17 protein-coding genes, 1 tRNA gene and 1 pseudogene are annotated in these 17,677 nt (G+C 60.1%); 10 read left to right on the forward strand and 9 right to left on the reverse strand.

The annotated features are described in order from the left end of the window. Nucleotides 1-31: 31 nt before the first annotated feature. A complete protein-coding gene (locus VF716_RS16955; RefSeq protein WP_045158014.1) occupies nt 32-340 on the forward strand; it encodes a DUF2388 domain-containing protein in 309 nt (102 codons plus the stop codon). 41 nt (nt 341-381) lie between these two features. Further along, nucleotides 382-807, forward strand: a complete 426-nt coding sequence (locus VF716_RS16960) for an OsmC family protein (protein ID WP_013981424.1) — start codon at nt 382-384, stop codon at nt 805-807. 76 nt (nt 808-883) lie between these two features. On the opposite strand, the gene VF716_RS16965 is transcribed toward VF716_RS16960, so the two are convergent. After that, the gene (locus VF716_RS16965; RefSeq protein WP_014595533.1) at nt 884-1,990 is read right to left on the reverse strand and encodes a TRAP transporter substrate-binding protein; all 1,107 of its coding nucleotides are present in this window, start codon (nt 1,988-1,990) and stop codon (nt 884-886) included. A 295-nt stretch (nt 1,991-2,285) separates the two neighbouring features. Between VF716_RS16965 and VF716_RS16970 the strand changes: the two genes are divergently transcribed. The 6 genes from VF716_RS16970 to VF716_RS16995 all read left to right on the forward strand — a co-directional run bounded on the left by VF716_RS16970 (nt 2,286) and on the right by VF716_RS16995 (nt 7,556). Beyond that, a complete protein-coding gene (locus VF716_RS16970) occupies nt 2,286-2,831 on the forward strand; it encodes a TRAP transporter small permease subunit (protein WP_013981422.1) in 546 nt (181 codons plus the stop codon). Then, entirely contained in the window at nt 2,824-4,200 is a 1,377-nt protein-coding gene (locus VF716_RS16975) for a TRAP transporter large permease (RefSeq protein ID WP_013981421.1), read from the forward strand. Before VF716_RS16970 ends, VF716_RS16975 begins: the two co-directional genes overlap by 8 nt. 90 nt (nt 4,201-4,290) lie before the next feature. Continuing rightward, nucleotides 4,291-5,523: a methyltransferase gene (locus VF716_RS16980; protein ID WP_440552808.1), complete on the forward strand. Its 1,233-nt coding sequence runs from the start codon at nt 4,291-4,293 to the stop codon at nt 5,521-5,523. Nucleotides 5,524-5,593: 70 nt separating this feature from the next. Beyond that, nucleotides 5,594-5,669, forward strand: a tRNA-Thr gene (locus VF716_RS16985). Between the two features lie 171 nt (nt 5,670-5,840). After that, a complete protein-coding gene (locus VF716_RS16990) occupies nt 5,841-7,166 on the forward strand; it encodes a tyrosine-type recombinase/integrase (protein WP_020306872.1) in 1,326 nt (441 codons plus the stop codon). 162 nt (nt 7,167-7,328) lie between these two features. Next, complete coding sequence (locus VF716_RS16995; protein ID WP_020306873.1) at nt 7,329-7,556, forward strand: helix-turn-helix transcriptional regulator; 228 nt, start codon at nt 7,329-7,331, stop codon at nt 7,554-7,556. 1,236 nt (nt 7,557-8,792) lie between these two features. Here the strand turns inward: VF716_RS16995 and VF716_RS17000 are convergent. From VF716_RS17000 to VF716_RS17020, 5 genes and pseudogenes are all read right to left on the reverse strand, one after another. Next, nucleotides 8,793-9,603 (reverse strand): annotated as a pseudogene (locus VF716_RS17000) (ISL3 family transposase); the annotation flags it as partial. 128 nt (nt 9,604-9,731) lie between these two features. Then, entirely contained in the window at nt 9,732-10,253 is a 522-nt protein-coding gene (gene lspA / locus VF716_RS17005; RefSeq protein WP_008930575.1) for a signal peptidase II, read from the reverse strand. Between the two features lie 53 nt (nt 10,254-10,306). Continuing rightward, nucleotides 10,307-11,746, reverse strand: a complete 1,440-nt coding sequence (gene lnt / locus VF716_RS17010; protein WP_043942082.1) for an apolipoprotein N-acyltransferase — start codon at nt 11,744-11,746, stop codon at nt 10,307-10,309. A 294-nt stretch (nt 11,747-12,040) separates the two neighbouring features. Beyond that, nucleotides 12,041-12,799: a ZIP family metal transporter gene (locus tag VF716_RS17015; RefSeq protein ID WP_440552809.1), complete on the reverse strand. Its 759-nt coding sequence runs from the start codon at nt 12,797-12,799 to the stop codon at nt 12,041-12,043. A 145-nt stretch (nt 12,800-12,944) separates the two neighbouring features. Further along, nucleotides 12,945-13,841, reverse strand: a complete 897-nt coding sequence (locus VF716_RS17020) for a cation transporter (RefSeq protein WP_008928737.1) — start codon at nt 13,839-13,841, stop codon at nt 12,945-12,947. A 98-nt stretch (nt 13,842-13,939) separates the two neighbouring features. Here VF716_RS17020 and cadR (VF716_RS17025) point away from each other — a divergent pair, with 98 nt between their 5' ends. Beyond that, nucleotides 13,940-14,374: a Cd(II)/Pb(II)-responsive transcriptional regulator gene (gene cadR / locus VF716_RS17025; protein WP_008175821.1), complete on the forward strand. Its 435-nt coding sequence runs from the start codon at nt 13,940-13,942 to the stop codon at nt 14,372-14,374. A 268-nt stretch (nt 14,375-14,642) separates the two neighbouring features. Continuing rightward, the gene (gene cadR, locus VF716_RS17030; protein WP_014595525.1) at nt 14,643-15,050 is read left to right on the forward strand and encodes a Cd(II)/Pb(II)-responsive transcriptional regulator; all 408 of its coding nucleotides are present in this window, start codon (nt 14,643-14,645) and stop codon (nt 15,048-15,050) included. A gap of 81 nt (nt 15,051-15,131) precedes the next feature. On the opposite strand, the gene VF716_RS17035 is transcribed toward cadR (VF716_RS17030), so the two are convergent. From VF716_RS17035 to VF716_RS17045, 3 genes are read right to left on the reverse strand one after another with little or no spacing between them, the layout of a single operon-like run. After that, nucleotides 15,132-16,421 (reverse strand): YfjI family protein, encoded by a 1,290-nt coding sequence (locus VF716_RS17035; protein ID WP_014595524.1) that lies wholly within the window; start codon nt 16,419-16,421, stop codon nt 15,132-15,134. After that, nucleotides 16,418-17,299: a toprim domain-containing protein gene (locus VF716_RS17040; protein ID WP_020306875.1), complete on the reverse strand. Its 882-nt coding sequence runs from the start codon at nt 17,297-17,299 to the stop codon at nt 16,418-16,420. The genes VF716_RS17035 and VF716_RS17040 overlap by 4 nt, the downstream gene beginning before the upstream one ends. Then, nucleotides 17,292-17,582 carry a hypothetical protein gene (locus VF716_RS17045; RefSeq protein ID WP_020306876.1) on the reverse strand — a complete coding sequence of 97 codons (291 nt, stop codon included), beginning with the start codon at nt 17,580-17,582 and terminating at the stop codon, nt 17,292-17,294. The genes VF716_RS17040 and VF716_RS17045 overlap by 8 nt, the downstream gene beginning before the upstream one ends. Between the last annotated feature and the right edge of the window lie 95 nt (nt 17,583-17,677).

The raw sequence follows: 17,677 nt of genomic DNA on the forward strand, positions 1-17,677 counted from the left end.
ACAGAGGACGATAGCAAGGAGGTTTCCGCTCATGCGCAAGACATTTATCGCCGCATTCGCCCTGGCCCTGGCGCCGCTCGGCAGTGCCGTGGCCGATGGCCTGGTACGTGACATCCTGTCCTCGGGCGCGACCACCGCGTCCACCTACCTGACGTTCAAGGACAACAAGCTGGTGATTCCGGCCCGTGAGGATGCCGGCACCTTCGTTGCCAGCAATGGCGAGATCCGTGGTCCGTATCTGGAAGCGATGCTGCAGCAACTGCGTAGCGAACAGCCGCAACTGCAGGCGACCGACATGGAGCTGGCCAGCGCGATTCTGGCGGCGGAACAGCCTCGCTGAGCGGTGCGCTGACCATCCACCCACCCACGCGAGGACCGAACATGAAGAAGAGCGCTTCCGCCGTCTGGCAAGGCGGCCTGAAAGATGGAAAGGGCACCATCAGCACCGAAAGCGGTGCCTTGAAGGACAACCCCTATGGCTTCAACACCCGTTTCGAAGGCGCACCCGGAACCAATCCGGAAGAACTGATCGGTGCCGCCCATGCCGGCTGCTTCTCAATGGCCCTGTCGATGATGCTCGGCCAGGCCGGCCTCACCGCCGAGCGCATCGAGACCCGCGCCGAGGTGACCCTGGACAAGGACGGCGAGGGCTTCAGCATCACCGCGATCGACCTGACCCTCAAGGCCCGCATTCCGGGTGCGGACGATGCGCAGTTCCAGCAGATCGCCAACCAGGCGAAGGAAGGCTGCCCGGTGTCCAAGGTACTCAACGCACGCATCAGCCTGAACGCGACGCTGGAAGGCTGACAGACACGGCGACGTTCCGCCCCGCAAAAAAAAACGCCACCCTGTTGCCAGGGTGGCGTTCTTGCATCCGCCGTGATCAACCGCGGATGTTGTAGATGTCCTTCTCGTTCAGCTCGGCGTACTCATACAGCCGCTTGAGATAGGCGCTCTGCTGCTCCCACACCTTGGCGGCCACCGGGTCGGCCTTGGCGGAAGCATCGACCACTTCCGCGGCGACTTCCTTCAGGCGAGCCAGCACTTCGTCCGGCAGACGACGGACTTCCACGCCCTGCTCGCGCAGCTGCTCCAGCGCTTCCATGTTCTTGGCGTTGTAGTCGTCGAGCATGTCGCCGTTGACGTCGCGTGCCGCGGCACGAACGATCGCCTTCAGGTCGTCTGGCAGGGTTTCCCAGGCCTTGAGGTTGACGTCCAGTTCGAAGGTGACGTTCGGCTCCTGCCAGCCCGGGGTGTAGTAGTACTTGGACGCCTTGTGCAGGCCCAGCGCCAGGTCGTTGTACGGACCGATCCACTCGGTGGCGTCGATCGCACCGGTCTGCAGCGCGGTGAAGATTTCGCCGGCCGGCATGTTGACTACGGTACCGCCCATCTTGGTCAGCACTTCGCCACCCAGGCCCGGGGTGCGCATCTTCAGGCCCTTGAAGTCGTCCACCGAGTTGATTTCCTTGTTGAACCAACCCGCGGTCTGCACGCCGGTGGCGCCGCAGGCCATCGGCAGCACGCCGAACGGCTTGTAGACCTCTTCCCACAGCTGCATGCCGCCGCCGCGGTGCAGCCAGGCGTTCATTTCCTGGGCGTTCGGGCCGAACGGCAGTGCGCAGAAGAATTGCGCGGCCGGAACCTTGCCCTTCCAGTAGTAAGGCGCGCCGTGGCCCATTTCCGCCGTGCCGCGCGACACCGCATCGAACACTTCCAGTGCCGGAACCAGCTCACCCGCCGCGTAGACCTTGACCTTCAGGCGGCCGCCGCTCATCTCGTTGACCAGCTGCGCGAAACGCTCGGCACCGACGCCCACGCCCGGGAAGTTCTTCGGCCAGGACGTGACCATTTTCCAATTGAAGGTTTGCTGCTCGCTCGCCTGCTTGCTCTCGCCCGCGGCTGGTTTTTCGCTCTTGTCATTGCAACCGGCCAGAGCGGTAGCCGCCAGGCCCACGCCAGCGGCGGTGAGAATGTCACGACGTTTCATGAGGGTAACTCCTTGTTATTTGTTCTTATTGCGCATTGGCAAGGCCACGCGTTGTTGCCGGACCGCCTGCGCTTCTCGATCCGTGTGCGCCCACCAGCCTGACTGGCAGCGGGCTCATGCGGCGAAACCTGCGCCGGAGGTGCAGACACCACTCCGGGCTCGACTAACATTAGAGCCTTCGGCGTCTCAAGCCTAGCGCATAAGCTAAAAGTCGTAGGCCGATTGCTGCAAAGCGCCAGTACTGCAAGAATCGCCGTCTCCCGCCAACCTTGCGTCTACCTAAGAAGGACTAAAAATGTCCCAGAGCCCCCCGCCCCTGCTGCGCGTGGCTGGCCTCATCGATGCGTTCAACATGCGCCTCGGCCAGCTCTGTGCCTGGATCACCCTGTTTCTCGTCATCGGCACCGCCATCGTGGTGGTGCTGCGCTACGGTTTCGGCATCGGCGCCATCGCCCTGCAGGAAGCGGTGATGTACGGCCATGCGCTGGTGTTCATGGGCGCCGCGGCCTGGACCCTGCAGCGCAACGGCCACGTGCGCGTCGACATCTTCTACCAGAAGTTCAGCAGCCGCCGGCAGGCGACGGTGGACGGCCTCGGCCATCTGCTGTTCCTGCTGCCGGTATGTCTGTTCATCGGCTGGAACAGCTGGGACTACGTCAGCAACTCCTGGGCGACGCGCGAGGGCTCGAACGAGTCCGGCGGGCTGAAGTTCGTCTACCTGCAGAAGAGCATCATCCTCCTGCTGGTCGGCAGCCTGACGCTGCAGGCACTGTCGGATCTGGTCAAGGTGGCCTATCGCATCGCGGGTCGCCTGCCGGAGCCGGAGGTGAAGCATGGCTGAGTTCATGGCTATCGCGCTGTTCATCAGCATCTGCCTGGCCCTGATGTCGGGCTACCCCGTGGCCTTCACCCTGGGCGGCATGGCGCTACTGTTCGCCGGCATCGGCGTGGTCACTGGCTCATTCGACGTCGGCTACCTGCATGCGCTGCCGAACCGCATCTTCGGCATCATGAACAACCAGACGATGCTGGCCGTGCCACTGTTCGTCTTCATGGGCGTGATGCTGGAGAAATCCAGGGTTGCCGAGGACCTGCTGGAGTCGATGTCGCGCCTGTTCGGCACCATGCGCGGTGGCCTGGCGATCTCGGTCTGCGTGGTCGGTGCGCTGCTCGCCGCGAGCACGGGCATCGTCGGCGCCACCGTGGTCACCATGGGCCTGCTGGCGCTACCGACCATGCTGCGCCGCGGCTATGACCCGGCCATCGCCACCGGCACCCTGGCCGCCACCGGCACCCTCGGCCAGATCATCCCGCCATCGATCATCCTGGTCCTGCTGGGCGACGTGATGTCCAGCGCCTTCCAGCAGGCGCAGCTGAAGATGGGCATCTTCTCGCCGAAGACCGTCTCGGTCGGCGACCTGTTCGTTGGTGCGCTGATCCCCGGCCTGGTGCTGGTCGGCCTGTACATCCTCTACCTCGTCGCGGTGGCGATCTTCCAGCCGAAGAAGCTGCCGGCGCTGCCGCAGGAAGAGCTGGGGCCGATCGAGTGGGGCAAGCTGATCGGTGCGCTGCTGCCACCGCTGGCGCTGATCACCGCGGTGCTCGGTTCTATTCTCGCCGGCTACGCCACACCGACCGAGGCCGCCGCCATCGGCGCGCTGGGCGCGACGCTGCTGTCGATCGCCAAGGGTCAGCTGAATTTCGCCCAGCTCAAGCAGGTCGCCTTCGGCACCACCGAGATCACCTCGATGGTGTTCCTCATTCTCATCGGTGCCTCGCTGTTCTCCCTGGTCTTCCGTGGCTTCGGCGGTGAAGCGCTGATCGAGGATGCCCTGCACTCGCTACCCGGCGGCGTGCTCGGCGCCTTCCTGGTGGTGATGCTGGTCATCTTCCTGCTGGGCTTCATCCTCGACTTCATCGAGATCATCTTCGTGGTGGTGCCCATCGTCGGCCCGATCCTGCTCGCCATGGGCCTGGACCCGGTCTGGCTCGGTGTGATGTTCGCCATCAACCTGCAGACCTCGTTCCTCACCCCACCCTTCGGCTTCTCGCTGTTCTACCTGCGCGGCGTCACGCCACGCAGCGTGCCCACCAGCGTGATGTACAAGGGTGTGCTGCCTTTCATCATGATCCAGATCGGCATGCTGGTGGTGGCGTACATGTGGCCGGGCCTGGTGACCTGGCTGCCGGAACAGGTCTACGGCAAGTAGCCCGACACAACGCCCGTCCTCGACGGGCGTTGTGCTTTATGGCAGGCGCTCCCGCTACAATCGGCGCCTGTTCATATACCCGCCCCGCCGATGTCCGCCGCCCCCAACCTGCTCGAGCGCTTCCAGGCACTGGACCGCTTCCTCACTGCACACCAGTCGCTCTGGCGGCCGCGGCCGTTCGTCTGCCAAACGCTGCCATGGGAAGCCGAGCACCCCGAACTAGCCGCCTGGCTGCGAAGCCACTCGCTGGCCGATGCCGAGGCCGCGCACAACCAGCCGACGACGCTCGGCGCACCCGCACCTTTTCCTGAGCTGGCTGACCTCGCCGACCGACTGAGCCATCTCGACGCGTTGCCCGCCGGCGAATCGCCAGCCATGGACCATCGCCACGCGGTGGACGTGCCAGGCCGCAAGGCCCTGCAGATTCAGGCCTTCGGCGCCCGCCTACGGTTCGCCGAAGCGCCGACGCACTGGCTGGACTGGTGTGCCGGCAAGGGCCATCTCGGGCGCTATCTCGCCCGCGATGGCGCCGCGCTGACCTGCCTGGAATGGGATGAAGCACTGGTACGGACAGGCACGCATATGAGCGAGCGGCTCGGCATCCCGGCCCGACACCGCTGCCAGGACGTGCTCGCAGCCGATGCCGGCGACCAGCTACAGGCCACGCACACCCCCGTCGCACTGCACGCCTGCGGTGATCTGCATGTACGCCTGCTGCGCCTGAGCATTGCCAAGGGCTGTCGCCAGCTCGCCATCGCCCCCTGCTGCTACAACCGCACCCGGGACGAAATCTACGTGCCACTCTCCGAAGCCGGCCGGGCCACGGCGCTGCAACTCAGCCGCGACGACCTCGGCCTGCCGCTGAGCGAAACCGTCACCGCTGGCGCGCGAGAACGGCGCAACCGTGACCATTCGATGGCCTGGCGGCTGGGTTTCGATCTGCTGCAGCGACGCTTGCGCCAGCAGGACGACTACCTGCCGACGCCCTCGCTGCCCAGCGCCTGGCTGAAAAAGGGCTTCGCCGACTACTGCCGCGATCTGGCCGACCTCAAGCAACTGCCCGCCCCGGGCGAGCAGGACTGGGCCGCACTGGAGCGGGCCGGCTGGCAACGCCTCGCCGAAGTGCGCAACCTCGAACTGGTGCGCGGCCTGTTCCGCCGCCCGCTGGAACTCTGGCTACTGCTCGACCGCGCCCTGCTGCTGGAGGAACAGGGCTACCGCGTACACCTCGGCACCTTCTGCCCAAGCGAGCTGACACCGCGCAACATCCTCCTGCTGGCCGAGCGCAGCCACAGCGCACCAAATGTGAAGCGGCCTGAATAAGCCAGCGCAAGTGACCGTCAGCTAACGGTTTACTCGCCGCCCGCAATGGATATAATGGCGACCCTCACTTGCCGGTATAGCTCAGCTGGTAGAGCAACTGACTTGTAATCAGTAGGTCCCGGGTTCGACTCCTGGTGCCGGCACCATCTCTATGCTTTCAGATGGGTTCGTATGATCCGAAAGCGTGCTCAAAGCCCCGCCATGTGCGGGGCTTGTCGTTTCTAGGTAGGTCTGTAAGCGTTCATATGGGGTTGTACAGCGCGCCGACTAAGGTATACGAGTGGGTATATGTCGATTCGACAAGGATTCATATACCTATGGCACGTGTTGTAACCCCGCTAACCGATCCCAAATGCGAAGCTGCCAAACCCCGCGACAGCGATTACACCCTGTTCGATGGACAGGGACTTTTCCTGCTGGTCAGGAGAAATGGCACGAAGGTGTGGCGCTTCAAGTACCGACGGCCTGATGGCCGTGCAGGGCTGGCGACCTTTGGCAATTACCCTGCCCTTGGCTTGAAAGCCGCTCGTGCTCGTCGGTCCGAAGCCCTGGGGTTGCTGGCGGCCGGGCATGACCCCATGGAAGCGGCCAAGGAAGCAAAAATTCAGGCAGCTAATGCCCGTATCAATACCTTCGAGGCCGTAGCCAGAGCCTGGCACAGCGTCTGCGCTCGGAAATGGAAGCCACACCACGCCACCACCGTTTTACGTCGGATGGAGCAGCACCTGTTCCCCACTCTCGGAGCGCGCCCTGTCTCGGAACTGAAAACGCGGGACCTGATGGCGCCACTTAAGGTAGCTGAGGGTCGCGATACCCTGGAAACGGCCAGCCGACTCCGTCAGTACATCACCAGTATCTTGCGTATGGCCGTACAACAAGGACTTATCGATACTAATCCTGCCAACGATTTGCACGGCTCTACTGCGACCCGCAAAACCGTTCACCGACCCGCTCTGCCGATGGAGCGACTGCCTGAGTTGCTAGCGCGCTTGGATACGTACCGCGGGCGACCGCTAACACGCCTGGCTGTTCAGATCACTCTGCAGGTATTCATCCGCTCTAGTGAGTTGCGCTTTGCGCGTTGGGATGAAGTTGATTTTGCACGCGCATTGTGGACGATCCCCGCCGAGCGCCAGGCTATCGAGGGCGTAAAACATTCCGGCCGAGGAGCCAAAATGGGTACTCCACATCTTGTGCCCCTGAGCCGGCAAGCACTGGCGCTGCTGGAACGTGTTCATCAGCTTACCGGGCGTTTCGAGTTGATCTTCCCAGGTGACCATTCGTACTGGAAACCGATGAGCGAGAACACGGTAAATGCTGCCCTGCGGCGCATGGGGTATGACACCGGATCCGAGGTTTGTGGTCATGGTTTCCGAGCTATGGCTTGCTCGGCACTCATGGAGTCAGGATTGTGGAGCCGTGATGCAGTAGAACGACAGATGAGTCACCAGGAGCGCAACGGGGTGCGTGCTGCCTATATCCATAAGGCGGAACACTTGGAGGAGCGGAGGCTAATGTGCCAGTGGTGGTCTGATTATCTGGATGCCATCCAGGGAGGTTTCATAACGCCCTATGACTTTGCCAACCAGGCGACAGTTTCTCGAAACGTAGTGAGGCTCAAGATCCCTCGCCAAGGCGCGTGATATGGAATTGCCGGCAGCTCATCGCAAGTCAGTCGCATGCAAACAGGCTCAGCATGCTGAGAAAAGCAAGGGGGGAAACTTCGTGAGATGCGCAATTAGCCGTGACTCTGAGCCTCTGCGCATGCGGAAAATAACGAGCGTCATCACTATGGAGACGTTCAAATGTCATCACCGATCGCTTACCACGAGCAGGCTCTGATTCCCCAAGCGCAGCTGAAAGAAATTTACGGTCTCACCCCCGGCCGTATTAAAACGCTTCGCAAAAACGACCCCTCCTTCCCGAAGCGCATCAAGTTCGGTGATACTCGCCAAGCCGCGTGCTACTACGTCGCTCGCGAACTTGACGCCTGGCTGCTCGGTAAGATCAAGGAGCGGGATTCGGCGAACTGAAGCATGGTTTCTGGTTGCCCGGAGATTCTACCCAGGGATACCGCCAACGCAGTATTGAATTGGACGTTGATGCGCCTTGAGTCCATGGTTGCGAACGAGCAACGCTGTCTGCCGGCGTAGCTGGGCTTTCGGTCACGTCAGTCGATAACGACTCGTCATATCGCGAAAAGTGCGCGCGCCCCTGAGTCGGAGGCAAACCATTCAGGTTTAAACTCATGGCGCGCTGCCGGTGTTAAGGGCACCGCCGGCTGGCCCAGCCGCTTAACCGGCGACTTCGGCTGCAATTGCGCTCAATTTATCGGAACTCGCAGCTGTAGCAAGAGCGGCTCTGGAAGCTGGCCAGTTGCGTCACGATCTCGCTCGCCGAGCAGCCATCCGGTCTGCTTCAGACAGACAGCACCGCATAGTTTCTACTATCCGACTGGGCGTTCTCTCCAAGTTTATGAGCCGCCACACCAAAAACCGATCTGGTTATCCGCAAGGGCCGGGGCCGAATCCTCTTGCCTCGGACACACAAAGCGGCAACGCGCTGAATAATCGTGTAATCGCTATAGCCAGCGCTTCACCTAGGCGGCCAGCTGAATGCTGGCGAACAACTAACAGGCCCGACAGACGATCCGACTCTACCTATGCCATCTCGACCGGCTGCCGTACGACGCTTGCCGGAACAACTTGTAGGGCGAATCGATGGTTCCCTGGGAATCCATGGCTAAGTAATCGCGTAGCCACCCCGGGCCTACGATGCCGCCGCTGCGTCGTTGCGCCCCGACTGCCTGGCCGGATGGCCGTGGAACGGGTGACTGAATGGCGTGGAATACGCACGTGGAGCACGCATTCGGCACACCAGACAGTCCTGCGACAGCGGCGACGGCGGCGACAAGCCCCCTTTTACGGCGGGCATCGTGAGCGAGATAGCTGCGACACCCGGCGACATATGGGTAAGGCCGTGTCCCTGTCGCAGTAGGTCGCCAGCGCGTCGCCATCATTAGACCACCGTTCGCGGTTCAGTCGCCGATGTCGCCAAAGTCGCCAGTGGGTTCACTCGGAAGTGCTTACCATCCGCCGTTAAAACCTGGCGGTGTTGTGCCAGCACGGTCAGCAGAAGGTCGCGCTTTTTTGCGCTCTTCCGAACGAAGCGAGGTCCATCGCGCTGCAAACTTCTTGCGTCGAACATTAGCCAGTTTTTTTGGGTATCCGGATTAAGTGGTTGATGGGCCTTCCAGCCCCATCCAACCCTTAGTCCTTCCAGAAGGTTGATAGATCGACACCGAAGTTCTTCTCAGGCTCGGGGAGTCCCATGTTGTAGGTCATGGTGGCTCTGCCCAGAAACGGGGATTCCTTGACTTGTGGCGCCTTCTTCTTGTGCTTGGTGGTATAGAGCATCCGGGCTCGCATTACCTCGAACGAATAGCCCCGGCCATCACGGTTTTTGTCCTTGGCTAGGCGGTTTATCGACTACGTGAAAGCGTTGGTGATCGGGATGTCGGTCTCAAAGTAGGTCAGCATCTCTTCACGCCAGCCACTGACGGCGCTGACGAGATCCTTCCAAACCTCCTTCTGCCCCTGAGGGATGTTGTCAATCCAGGTGGCGAGAGCCTGTTCGGCACCACGCCGATTGGTACAGTCCCAGATATGGTAGAAGCGCTCCTTGTGCTCGTAAGCCGCCAAGAGCTGGGGGGAATGCTCCTGTCCAGGTCTCCATGATGAGCCGTTCGCGGTCTGAAACGTCGTGAGCGCGCTTCAGCAGGATTTTCCGGTCACCTTTGAGGGTCCGGCGCTGATTGGGCTTCAACTCCTTCCTTAGGCCTTTGCGGATCTTCTCTAAGGCCTCGTTGGCCATGCGCACGACGTGGAACTTATCGACCACGATACGGGCCTGTGGCAGCACCGTCTGGAAGGCGCGGCGGTAGGGCTTCCACATGTCCATGCTGACGATCTCGACCTGGTGGCGGTTGGCCATGCTCATGAGGCGTCTTGTCACCCTCTCTTGCTGACGACCGGGTAGCAGGTCCAGCAGGGTGCGCTCTTCCAGATTGGTTAGGATGCAGCAGAGCCCTTGGCAGCAGTCGTGCATCAGGAACGTACAGCTGGCTCATGAAGGCGTGCCGCCTTATCAAGGCCCAGGACGCGCCTATTCCGGAAGTCAAGCATGCGATAGCGAAGACGCTAGGCGATTCAGCGGCGGCGGCTGCCTGGTTGATGTCGTATTTCCGCCCAAATAAAGAGGGCGACACCGAGGAAGATCCATACGTCCGCTAGGTTGAACGATGGCCAGTGCCACTGGGCATAGTGAAAATCGAGAAAATCCTCTACGTAGCCTAACCGCAAGCGATCTGCGACATTGCCCAACGCGCCGCCGAGGATCGCACTGAGGGCGAGCCGATAACTCAGTACGCGTGGTGAACGCCAAAGCCAGTACACCAGTAATATCGAGATAACCAGGGCCAGTCCGATGAAAAGCGGCTGCTGCCAACCGCCGACATCCGCGAGAAAGCTGAAGGCCGCCCCCGTATTGTGGCGGTGGACCCAATTGAAGAAGGGTGCGGCAGGCACGCTTTCACCATGCGCTAGCATGGTGCTGGCAAGGTACTTGCTCGCCTGATCGACAAACAGTAACAGGAGCGAGAGCCACAGCCAGCGCATCGCCTTTCCCGGCTCGTGGGCTTTCTCTGCGAGCCGACTGCCATAAGTAGACATATCCCCTTCCTCCTGACCCAATCTAGAATTTGCTCGCTGCTAAATAACAAGCGTCATGTACCCAACCGATGATGCCGACGAATTCGACGGAGCAGGAGCAGGCCGAGTCCGAGTGCGGTCAGGCCAAGGACAGGCCAATCCCGCCAGCGCACATAAGGGGGCGCGCCAGTTCGCGGTGTCACTTCGGCGCTGAGGGTGGCCACTTCGAACTGCGGAGCACGCTTGAGCACTTTGCCCTCATGATTGATGGCTGCTGTGATACCGGTGTTCGTGGCTCGAAGAAGGTCACGTCCGGTTTCGATGGCACGCATGCGTGCCATCTGGAAATGCTGGAGGGGGCCGAGCGAGCTGCCGAACCAGGCATCGTTGCTGACATTCACCAGTAACTGCGCTTCGGGCAGAAGCTCAGTGACTTCGGCACCAAAGACCGCCTCGTAGCAGATGAGTGCCCCTACGGGCACCCCTGCTGCATTCAGGACGTGCGCTTCCCGTCCCGGTGTGAAGTCGGACATGGGCGCCCCGAGCACGTCGAGGGCCGACCCCAAAAGATCCCGAAACGGAACATATTCACCGAAGGGCACCAGGTGGCGTTTGTAGTAGAAGCCTGAGGGATCGGAGAGGCTTACCACGGCGTTGTAGGTACGGCCCTCCGCCTCGCGTACCGGGACGCCAATCATTAACGATGTGCCTGCCTGATCGGCTAACGCCTCAAGCTCAGCAAGATATGCTTTGGCCTGGTCATGCCACATCGGGATTGCCGCTTCTGGCCAGATCACGATATCGGCTCCGAGATGCTGCGCGGTAAGCGCCTGATAGCGCTCAAGTGTGATGTCCCGGTATCTCGGGTCCCATTTCTTGTCTTGCGCGATGTTTCCTTGCAAGAGGACGACATCGATCGGGTCAGCGGCTGGCTGCGTCCATTCACGATCCAGCAGTTGCAAGCCGGCGAGGGTAGCGACTAACACGGCACCGACTACCGCAGCACGGCGCTGGCTTGGCCCCTGGACAACCCAGGCAAGCCCGCCAGCGAGAAGTGCCACCAGTAAACTCACGCCAAGCACGCCAAAGACGGGAGCGATAGTGGCAAGTGTGGTGTCGGTCTGGCTGTAGCCAATGAAGAGCCAGGGAAAGCCGGTCAAGAACCAGGTGCGCATCCATTCACTCAGCACCCATGCCGCAGGTAGCCCTAGCCAGAGTGCCATTGCATCCATCTCAGGGCGCAGGCAGCGCACGAGGTACGCGACGCCCCATGGAAAGAGGGCGAGCAGCGAGACAAAGGCCGCCGTGACTAACACCGCCACCACGGGGCCATTGCCGTACTGGCTAATGCTGATAAAGACCCAGGAGACACCCACGCCGAAGTAGCCGAGGCCAAAGAGGTAGGCCGACCACAGCGCCTGACGCCTTGAAGACTGCGCGGTCAGGACAAAAAATGTTGCCAGAGCGATCACCGCAAGCCATGCCCAGCCCACAGGGGCAAAGGCAAGCGGCATGGCGCCTCCAGCAAGTAGAGCCATCCCCCCTGTCAGAAGCGGCTTATAGCGCACGCCCGTGTATAGGCTAGAGGGTAGCGCGCACTTATCACCCAATGCTCTCTCGCCTCCGAATCCAGGATCAACCCTGTGGCTCATGCTTTCTTGCTCCGCTTAATCAAGCTGCGTCAATTCATTCGGCCGGCTGGCCAGGGTGGCAAAGTGAATGTTTCTGGACTCGACTAGGTGCGCCGTAAGCTGGGAGCTGCTTCGTATTCGGCCAGCACGACAGTGGCTGTGTTGGGGAGCAGTACGTTAGCTTTGCGATACCACCCCTTCCAAGCCCGCTGATACCAGAACGAACAGGACGAAGCCGCCTATGAAAGCCAGCGGTGAGATGTGCGTATCGTCACCGCTCTCGTGAGCCTCGGAGACCATATCTTCGATGGCAGCGACCGTGAGAAGGCCTGCCGTGAACGTCAGTGCCGCTAGCTTAAATGCCTCCGGCTGGTTCCTGAGTACGAAGTAAGCAAAGACGGCTGCCGAGAGCACAGGAATCGCGAAGGAAGCAGAGAGCAGTATCCGCTTGCTACGAGGGATTCCTTTATCTTTCATGGTGGCGATCGTCGCAAAGCCCTCAGGAACATCGGCGAGAACCTGACCCGCCGCCAGGATTATCGCGACCGACGGTGAGACCGCCGACCCCGCCCCGATCAGGAGGCCATCGCTGAACAGGTCGATGGATACGGCGATATAGATCATCCAGACACTCGTCTGACCGCCTTCTCCCTGCTGGCCTTGTCGCTTCTGGAGACTCTCAACGAGCTTCTCGATACCTACGTAAGCAATGCCGCCCAGCGCGAAAGCGAGGGCGATTACCCAGGCTGAGAGGTTCTCTAGCACGCGCGGCATGATTTCAACCGCCACCACCGCAATGACGAGGCCGGCAGCGCCGTCAAGGGCGTAATTGAGACGGCGCCCGGTAGTTCGGGAGGCCTCCGCAGCGAGCCCACCACTAAAATTGCCTAAGGCGGGCAACAGCGCCAGGCCGAGTACCAGCCAGATACTATCCATCATCTTCCTTCCTTGGTTGATTCCTAGATACGCTACCTTGCTGGCTCCGAGCCTTCGCGCTATATGCTGTCGTTCAGGCCTAGCGCGCTTGTACAGCCACTTCGATCAAGTGTCCCAGGCATCGATAGCTGCGTACCGTGCAGCCTCACCCCTTGAGCGCCAGGATGCGCCGAGCGCCGTTGAGGACGATCAGGCCCACGATGGTACCGATAATCAGGTCAGGGTAGCTGGACCCCGTCCAGGCGACCAAGGCACCGGCGGCGATGACGCCCATGTTGATCACCACATCATTGGCCGAGAATATCCAGCTTGCCTTCATATGCGCGCCGCCTTCGCGGTGCTTGGATATCAACAGCAGGCAACCGGTATTGGCGATCAACGCGACGAAGGCGATCGCCATCATCATCAGCGATTCAGGCTCACTACCGAAAACAAAGCGTCGCACCACCTCGACGAGTACGCCGATAGCCAAAATCAGTTGCAGTACCCCTGCCAGATGCGCGGCACGTACCTGCATTTTCGCACTGCGCCCTACGGCATAGAGAGCCAGGCCATAGACGGCTGCATCGGCAAACATATCCAGGGAATCAGCGATCAGGCCGGTAGACTGGGCGATCAGGCCAGCAGTCATTTCCACCACGAACATGATCGCATTGATACCGAGCAACACGCGCAGAGTGCCTGACTCCTGCGTAGCAGAGACTGCCGAGCTCTCAGCGGCCTTGATCGTCTCTGGGTCGGCAATGACGGTTTCCTGAAGAGAGGCGCCTAGCCCCAAGGTCGCCAGTTTCGCGGTAATGGGCTCAGCCTCGCCGTCATGCACGACCTCCAATCGGCGGTTCGACAAGTCGAAGGACAGCGTTCGAATCTCATCAAAGCCGTTCAGCGCCAAGCGGATCATCCGTTCTTCTGAGGGACAATCCATCTTCGGCACAGCATACACGCTGACCCATTCCCCTGACGCTTCGGAGGAGACCGGCATATCGGTATCCGCTGCAGGCGTTGCATCGCAGCTACATGGGCCACCACAGGCTTTACTCACGATACGGCTCCAGTTAACCAACATAGATTGCTAGTATTAAAAACTATATAGCTACTATAAGGTCAATGGGACAGATGATCCGTTGAGGAGTAAGCCTGATGCGCATTGGTCAGTTAGCCCAGATAGCGGGTATCGACACGCAGACGATCCGCTTCTATGAGCAGCAGGGCCTGTTGCCGCCGCCAGAACGGCAGGAGAATGGTTACCGTGTCTATACCGAGAAGCATGGCGAGTGGCTTGCCTTTATCCGCCGCTGCCGAATTCTGGACCTGTCACTGACAGAGATTCGCGAGCTACAGAGCTATCAGGACGACCCTCGCCAGCCTTGTACCGCCGTCAACGCCATGCTCGATGACCACATCTCTCATGTGCGGTCGCAGATAACTGCTCTGCAAGCGCTTGAGCAACAACTCGTTTCACTGAGGGCGAGTTGCAACGAGGGTCGGGAGATCAATGCCTGCGGCATCCTGACGGGGATCAGCGAGGAGAGCAAACAACAGCTGTATAGGGCTAGCTCAGGCCGTAAGGACTGAGCAGAGACATGCCGGACCTTGCAGTGACATTGTGAATGCATGGTGTGTTGATCGCGAAGCCTCACTGCGTATCTCGGCATGCGAACCTGGGCGTTGCTGCAAACTTGCAGGGGCCGTGAAGAAGAGTCGTCATCAACCAGGTAATCCGCTGAGCTGATGGTTGGTTCCGTCATCATGATATGAGCCAATCAACCAAAAAATCCGGATACCCAAACTATAAAGCTACTATAAGGTCAATAGAGTAAAGAATCCGTTGGGGAGGAGGCTGATGCGCATTGGTCAGTTGGCGCAGTTGGTAGGGGTCGAAACACAGACGATCCGCTTCTATGAACAGCAGGGCTTGTTGCCGCCGCCTGATCGGCAGGGCAACGGTTACCGTGTCTATACCGAGAAGCATGGTGAGGGGCTGGCCTTCATCCGTCGCTGCAGAATCCTGGGCCTGTCACTGGCTGAGATTCACGAACTACAGAGCTATCAGGACGACCCTCATCAGCCTTGTACCGCCGTCAACGCCTTGCTCGATGATCACATCTCTCATGTGCGGTCGCAGATAACCGCTCTGCAAGCGCTTGAGAAACAACTCGTTTCACTGAGAGCGAGTTGCAACGATGACCGGGAAGTTGAGGCGTGTGGGGTTCTTGCTGGAATTAGCGAAGGAAACATGCACCAGCAGTAGGTGAAGCATCAACCAGATAATCCGATGAGATGCCGGTCTGTCTCACTCTCATGCAAAGGTAAGATCAACCATTTAATCCGCTTACCCGTTTTTTTCAAGCAACCAGTCGAGCAGCTGCTGCGATAGCAGCAGATCAGGGTCGATGACCACCGGGCTTGTCAGGCGTAGTGCCTCGGTCAGATACCAGCGAACGAGTTCGGTAGCCTGGCTCAAATGCGGCTCAGCCAGCAGAGTGGTGTTTTCAACGATCGCCAGAATTCCTGCGATACGCAAAATGTGCTCTGCTCCTTTCGCAGCGGTGCCTTTTATTTCTTGGAAGTCACCTCCTCGCCCGAGAGCAGTCTCGATCTCATCATGAGCCTCGACCCAAGCTCTTTTTGCCGGCGCATCCATCGTTAGCGTTGGTGGATCCAGATCCCCCCGACTATCGATGCGAGGGCCTAGGCTCAAAAGCTGATTCATACGCTCCCAGTAGCGCACGAAGCGTGGGTCGTTGTTCGGGTCAGCACTGCGGTAAAGCCGAGTCCCCGCTAACGACTGCGGCCAAGCGATCAAAAAGCGAGCCAAGAAGCCTTGCCCTCGCATTACGGGGTTACGCAGCACGCTCTCAGCCACGATTGGCTGGATCATCAAATGAGCGCTTAGCCGACATCCACAACGGGCTGCGCTCTCGCCTTCAGCCGCGCGCATCCTGCTAATTGGCGCACCGTCCCAAAGCTTCGACAGACCCGCGACGCTCTTCAGCAGGTTCTCCGGCTTGTTCGAATATCCGCCGAAAAACTGCCCCCCTTCGTCACTGAATAGCCCCTGGGAGGGTTGACCTTGTAATAGAGACTTCTGCAGCCCCTCCAATGTTGGCTCTTCGGAAAGCACAAATGGCAGAGGCGGAGCCTTGGGCTCCTGCAGCGTGTCCAACTTGGCGGCGATGACATCAGGGTCGCCCTTGTTAGCGTCCAGAACAGCGGCGCGAGCTTTCAAGTAGGCATCGCGGCGATTTTGATATCTTTTCAGGTTTTCGCCGTGGCTTTCCAGCAGAGCCTGCTGGTAAAAGTGATGAGCTCGCAGTGCCAGGCGATCTGCAGCCGTTTTTCGGTCACCAGATTCCGCGATGGTAAGAGCGAAAAGCGAAACTGGGATGAGCTGACCATCTCGCGCGACATTGCCGTGAGGCTGTGCAGCCAGCGCCGCCGCAGCCAAAATCGATTGCGCAGCCAGCGCTTCAGGCACCTGCACCGCCTCAACGATAGCGGCAGCGGCGCCCCCCAAAACTTCCCCCAACGCCTTAAGCGGAAAAGGAGCCGCCGCTTCGTGGTCAGGCAATAACCTTAGCGGTTCAGGGTAGGTGGGCTCGGTCATCAACGGTGCGTTCATGCTCGCCCCTCCTGCCACTGGCGCAAGTCGTTGAAGTCGGTCAGCGTCAGCGGGGCTCCCTCAGGCCATGCAGGGAAAACCAAACCGATGCCGAGGGCATCAGCTGCTTTCGTAGCAGCAGCACGGCCAGGATTACCACTTGTTCCCCGATCATCATCACCTGCAACGATCAAAGTCATTTGAGGGTAGCGCCGACTGAGCTCCTGGCCGGCTGGCAGCAGGTTGCCGGCATTCATGGCAGCGGCTACCGGGGCTCCAGTCGTCTCGTGAATGGTCGCCCCGGTTGCCCAGCCTTCGCAGATATAAAGCGGCATACCTTTTGTGAACGCCCCAATAGGCGAGTAACAACCGTTGACCCGCCCCCCACCCAGGAACCGTTTGGTACCGTCAAGAAAGATACGCTGCACGTTCACGAGCTGGCCTTGGTAGCAGAGCGGGACTAACAAGACTTCGCCCTGCTGACGCAACCCGTGCACGTCACAGCGTTTACTAACCAGGTAAGGATGGTGCGGGTCAGCATGCCCCGCCTGGCACCACAGCCGCCGCGCAAACTGGGCGGCTTCCTGCTGCCTCCGACTACACTCAATTTCTCGCTGACTACGGCATTGCTCTGCTCGCTGGTGGCGAATTGCGGCGTCGATGGGCGCCTCAGACTGCCGGCTGCTCCATGCATGCCTGTCGCCGCTCTTCCAGCTCCCAAAAGCGCCGTACGCCAGATCGGCGGAGTCGGCGTGCAAGACATACCAGCCGTTCTTCGACCCAGCGCGATCACCCGGCACATGAAATCGATGCACTCCACCGTCGGGGACGGGCAAAACATCAACCGGGCCGAGCTTTCCGCGAATTTCTTCCTGAAACTGCGTGCGGACATCAGCCATCGTCACCGACCTCATTAGTGCGAGCCCGATGACGGTTGGCCAAAAGCCTGATGATATCGTTCAGGCGATACCATACTGAGCTGCCAAACATGATGAAAGGGAGGCCGTGATGAGGCGGACAAGCTTCAAGCTCAACCGACTCCACTTCGAGAATCCTCGCGACCTCGTCAGGCCTTAACACGATGGGCAACTCATCGCGATCACAACCAAGCAGCGCAGCGATTTCGGAGCGAACGCCTTCTTGGGTAAGGGCATCAACGTGGAACTTACCTTTGATATCCATAAAAGTCCTGCGTGAACGGTGGGTTACGTCACACAGTTTTTTACATGGCGCTCCTGCCGTGTTCCGTCAAATTGCGGAATTACTGTAATTACTCA

The sequence above is a fragment of the Stutzerimonas sp. Brlt_14 genome (genome assembly GCF_051948915.1).
In the GTDB taxonomy this organism is placed as follows: Bacteria; Pseudomonadota; Gammaproteobacteria; order Pseudomonadales; family Pseudomonadaceae; genus Stutzerimonas; species Stutzerimonas stutzeri.

What these genes read in the sequence shown, in the direction of transcription:
- VF716_RS16975 (WP_013981421.1), top strand. Translation starts at nt 2,824, where the DNA reads ATGGCTGAGTTCATGGCTATCGCGCTGTTCATCAGCATCTGCCTGGCC.
- lnt (WP_043942082.1), bottom strand. Translation starts at nt 11,746, where the DNA reads ATGCCGCTTGCCTTTGCCCCTGTGGGCTGGGCATGGCTTGCGGTGATC.
- VF716_RS16960 (WP_013981424.1), top strand. Translation starts at nt 382, where the DNA reads ATGAAGAAGAGCGCTTCCGCCGTCTGGCAAGGCGGCCTGAAAGATGGA.
- VF716_RS17040 (WP_020306875.1), bottom strand. Translation starts at nt 17,299, where the DNA reads ATGGCTGATGTCCGCACGCAGTTTCAGGAAGAAATTCGCGGAAAGCTC.
- VF716_RS16955 (WP_045158014.1), top strand. Translation starts at nt 32, where the DNA reads ATGCGCAAGACATTTATCGCCGCATTCGCCCTGGCCCTGGCGCCGCTC.
- VF716_RS16990 (WP_020306872.1), top strand. Translation starts at nt 5,841, where the DNA reads ATGGCACGTGTTGTAACCCCGCTAACCGATCCCAAATGCGAAGCTGCC.
- cadR (WP_014595525.1), top strand. Translation starts at nt 14,643, where the DNA reads ATGCGCATTGGTCAGTTGGCGCAGTTGGTAGGGGTCGAAACACAGACG.
- cadR (WP_008175821.1), top strand. Translation starts at nt 13,940, where the DNA reads ATGCGCATTGGTCAGTTAGCCCAGATAGCGGGTATCGACACGCAGACG.
- VF716_RS17045 (WP_020306876.1), bottom strand. Translation starts at nt 17,582, where the DNA reads ATGGATATCAAAGGTAAGTTCCACGTTGATGCCCTTACCCAAGAAGGC.
- lspA (WP_008930575.1), bottom strand. Translation starts at nt 10,253, where the DNA reads ATGTCTACTTATGGCAGTCGGCTCGCAGAGAAAGCCCACGAGCCGGGA.
- VF716_RS16965 (WP_014595533.1), bottom strand. Translation starts at nt 1,990, where the DNA reads ATGAAACGTCGTGACATTCTCACCGCCGCTGGCGTGGGCCTGGCGGCT.
- VF716_RS16970 (WP_013981422.1), top strand. Translation starts at nt 2,286, where the DNA reads ATGTCCCAGAGCCCCCCGCCCCTGCTGCGCGTGGCTGGCCTCATCGAT.
- VF716_RS17035 (WP_014595524.1), bottom strand. Translation starts at nt 16,421, where the DNA reads ATGAACGCACCGTTGATGACCGAGCCCACCTACCCTGAACCGCTAAGG.
- VF716_RS16995 (WP_020306873.1), top strand. Translation starts at nt 7,329, where the DNA reads ATGTCATCACCGATCGCTTACCACGAGCAGGCTCTGATTCCCCAAGCG.
- VF716_RS16980 (WP_440552808.1), top strand. Translation starts at nt 4,291, where the DNA reads ATGTCCGCCGCCCCCAACCTGCTCGAGCGCTTCCAGGCACTGGACCGC.
- VF716_RS17015 (WP_440552809.1), bottom strand. Translation starts at nt 12,799, where the DNA reads ATGGATAGTATCTGGCTGGTACTCGGCCTGGCGCTGTTGCCCGCCTTA.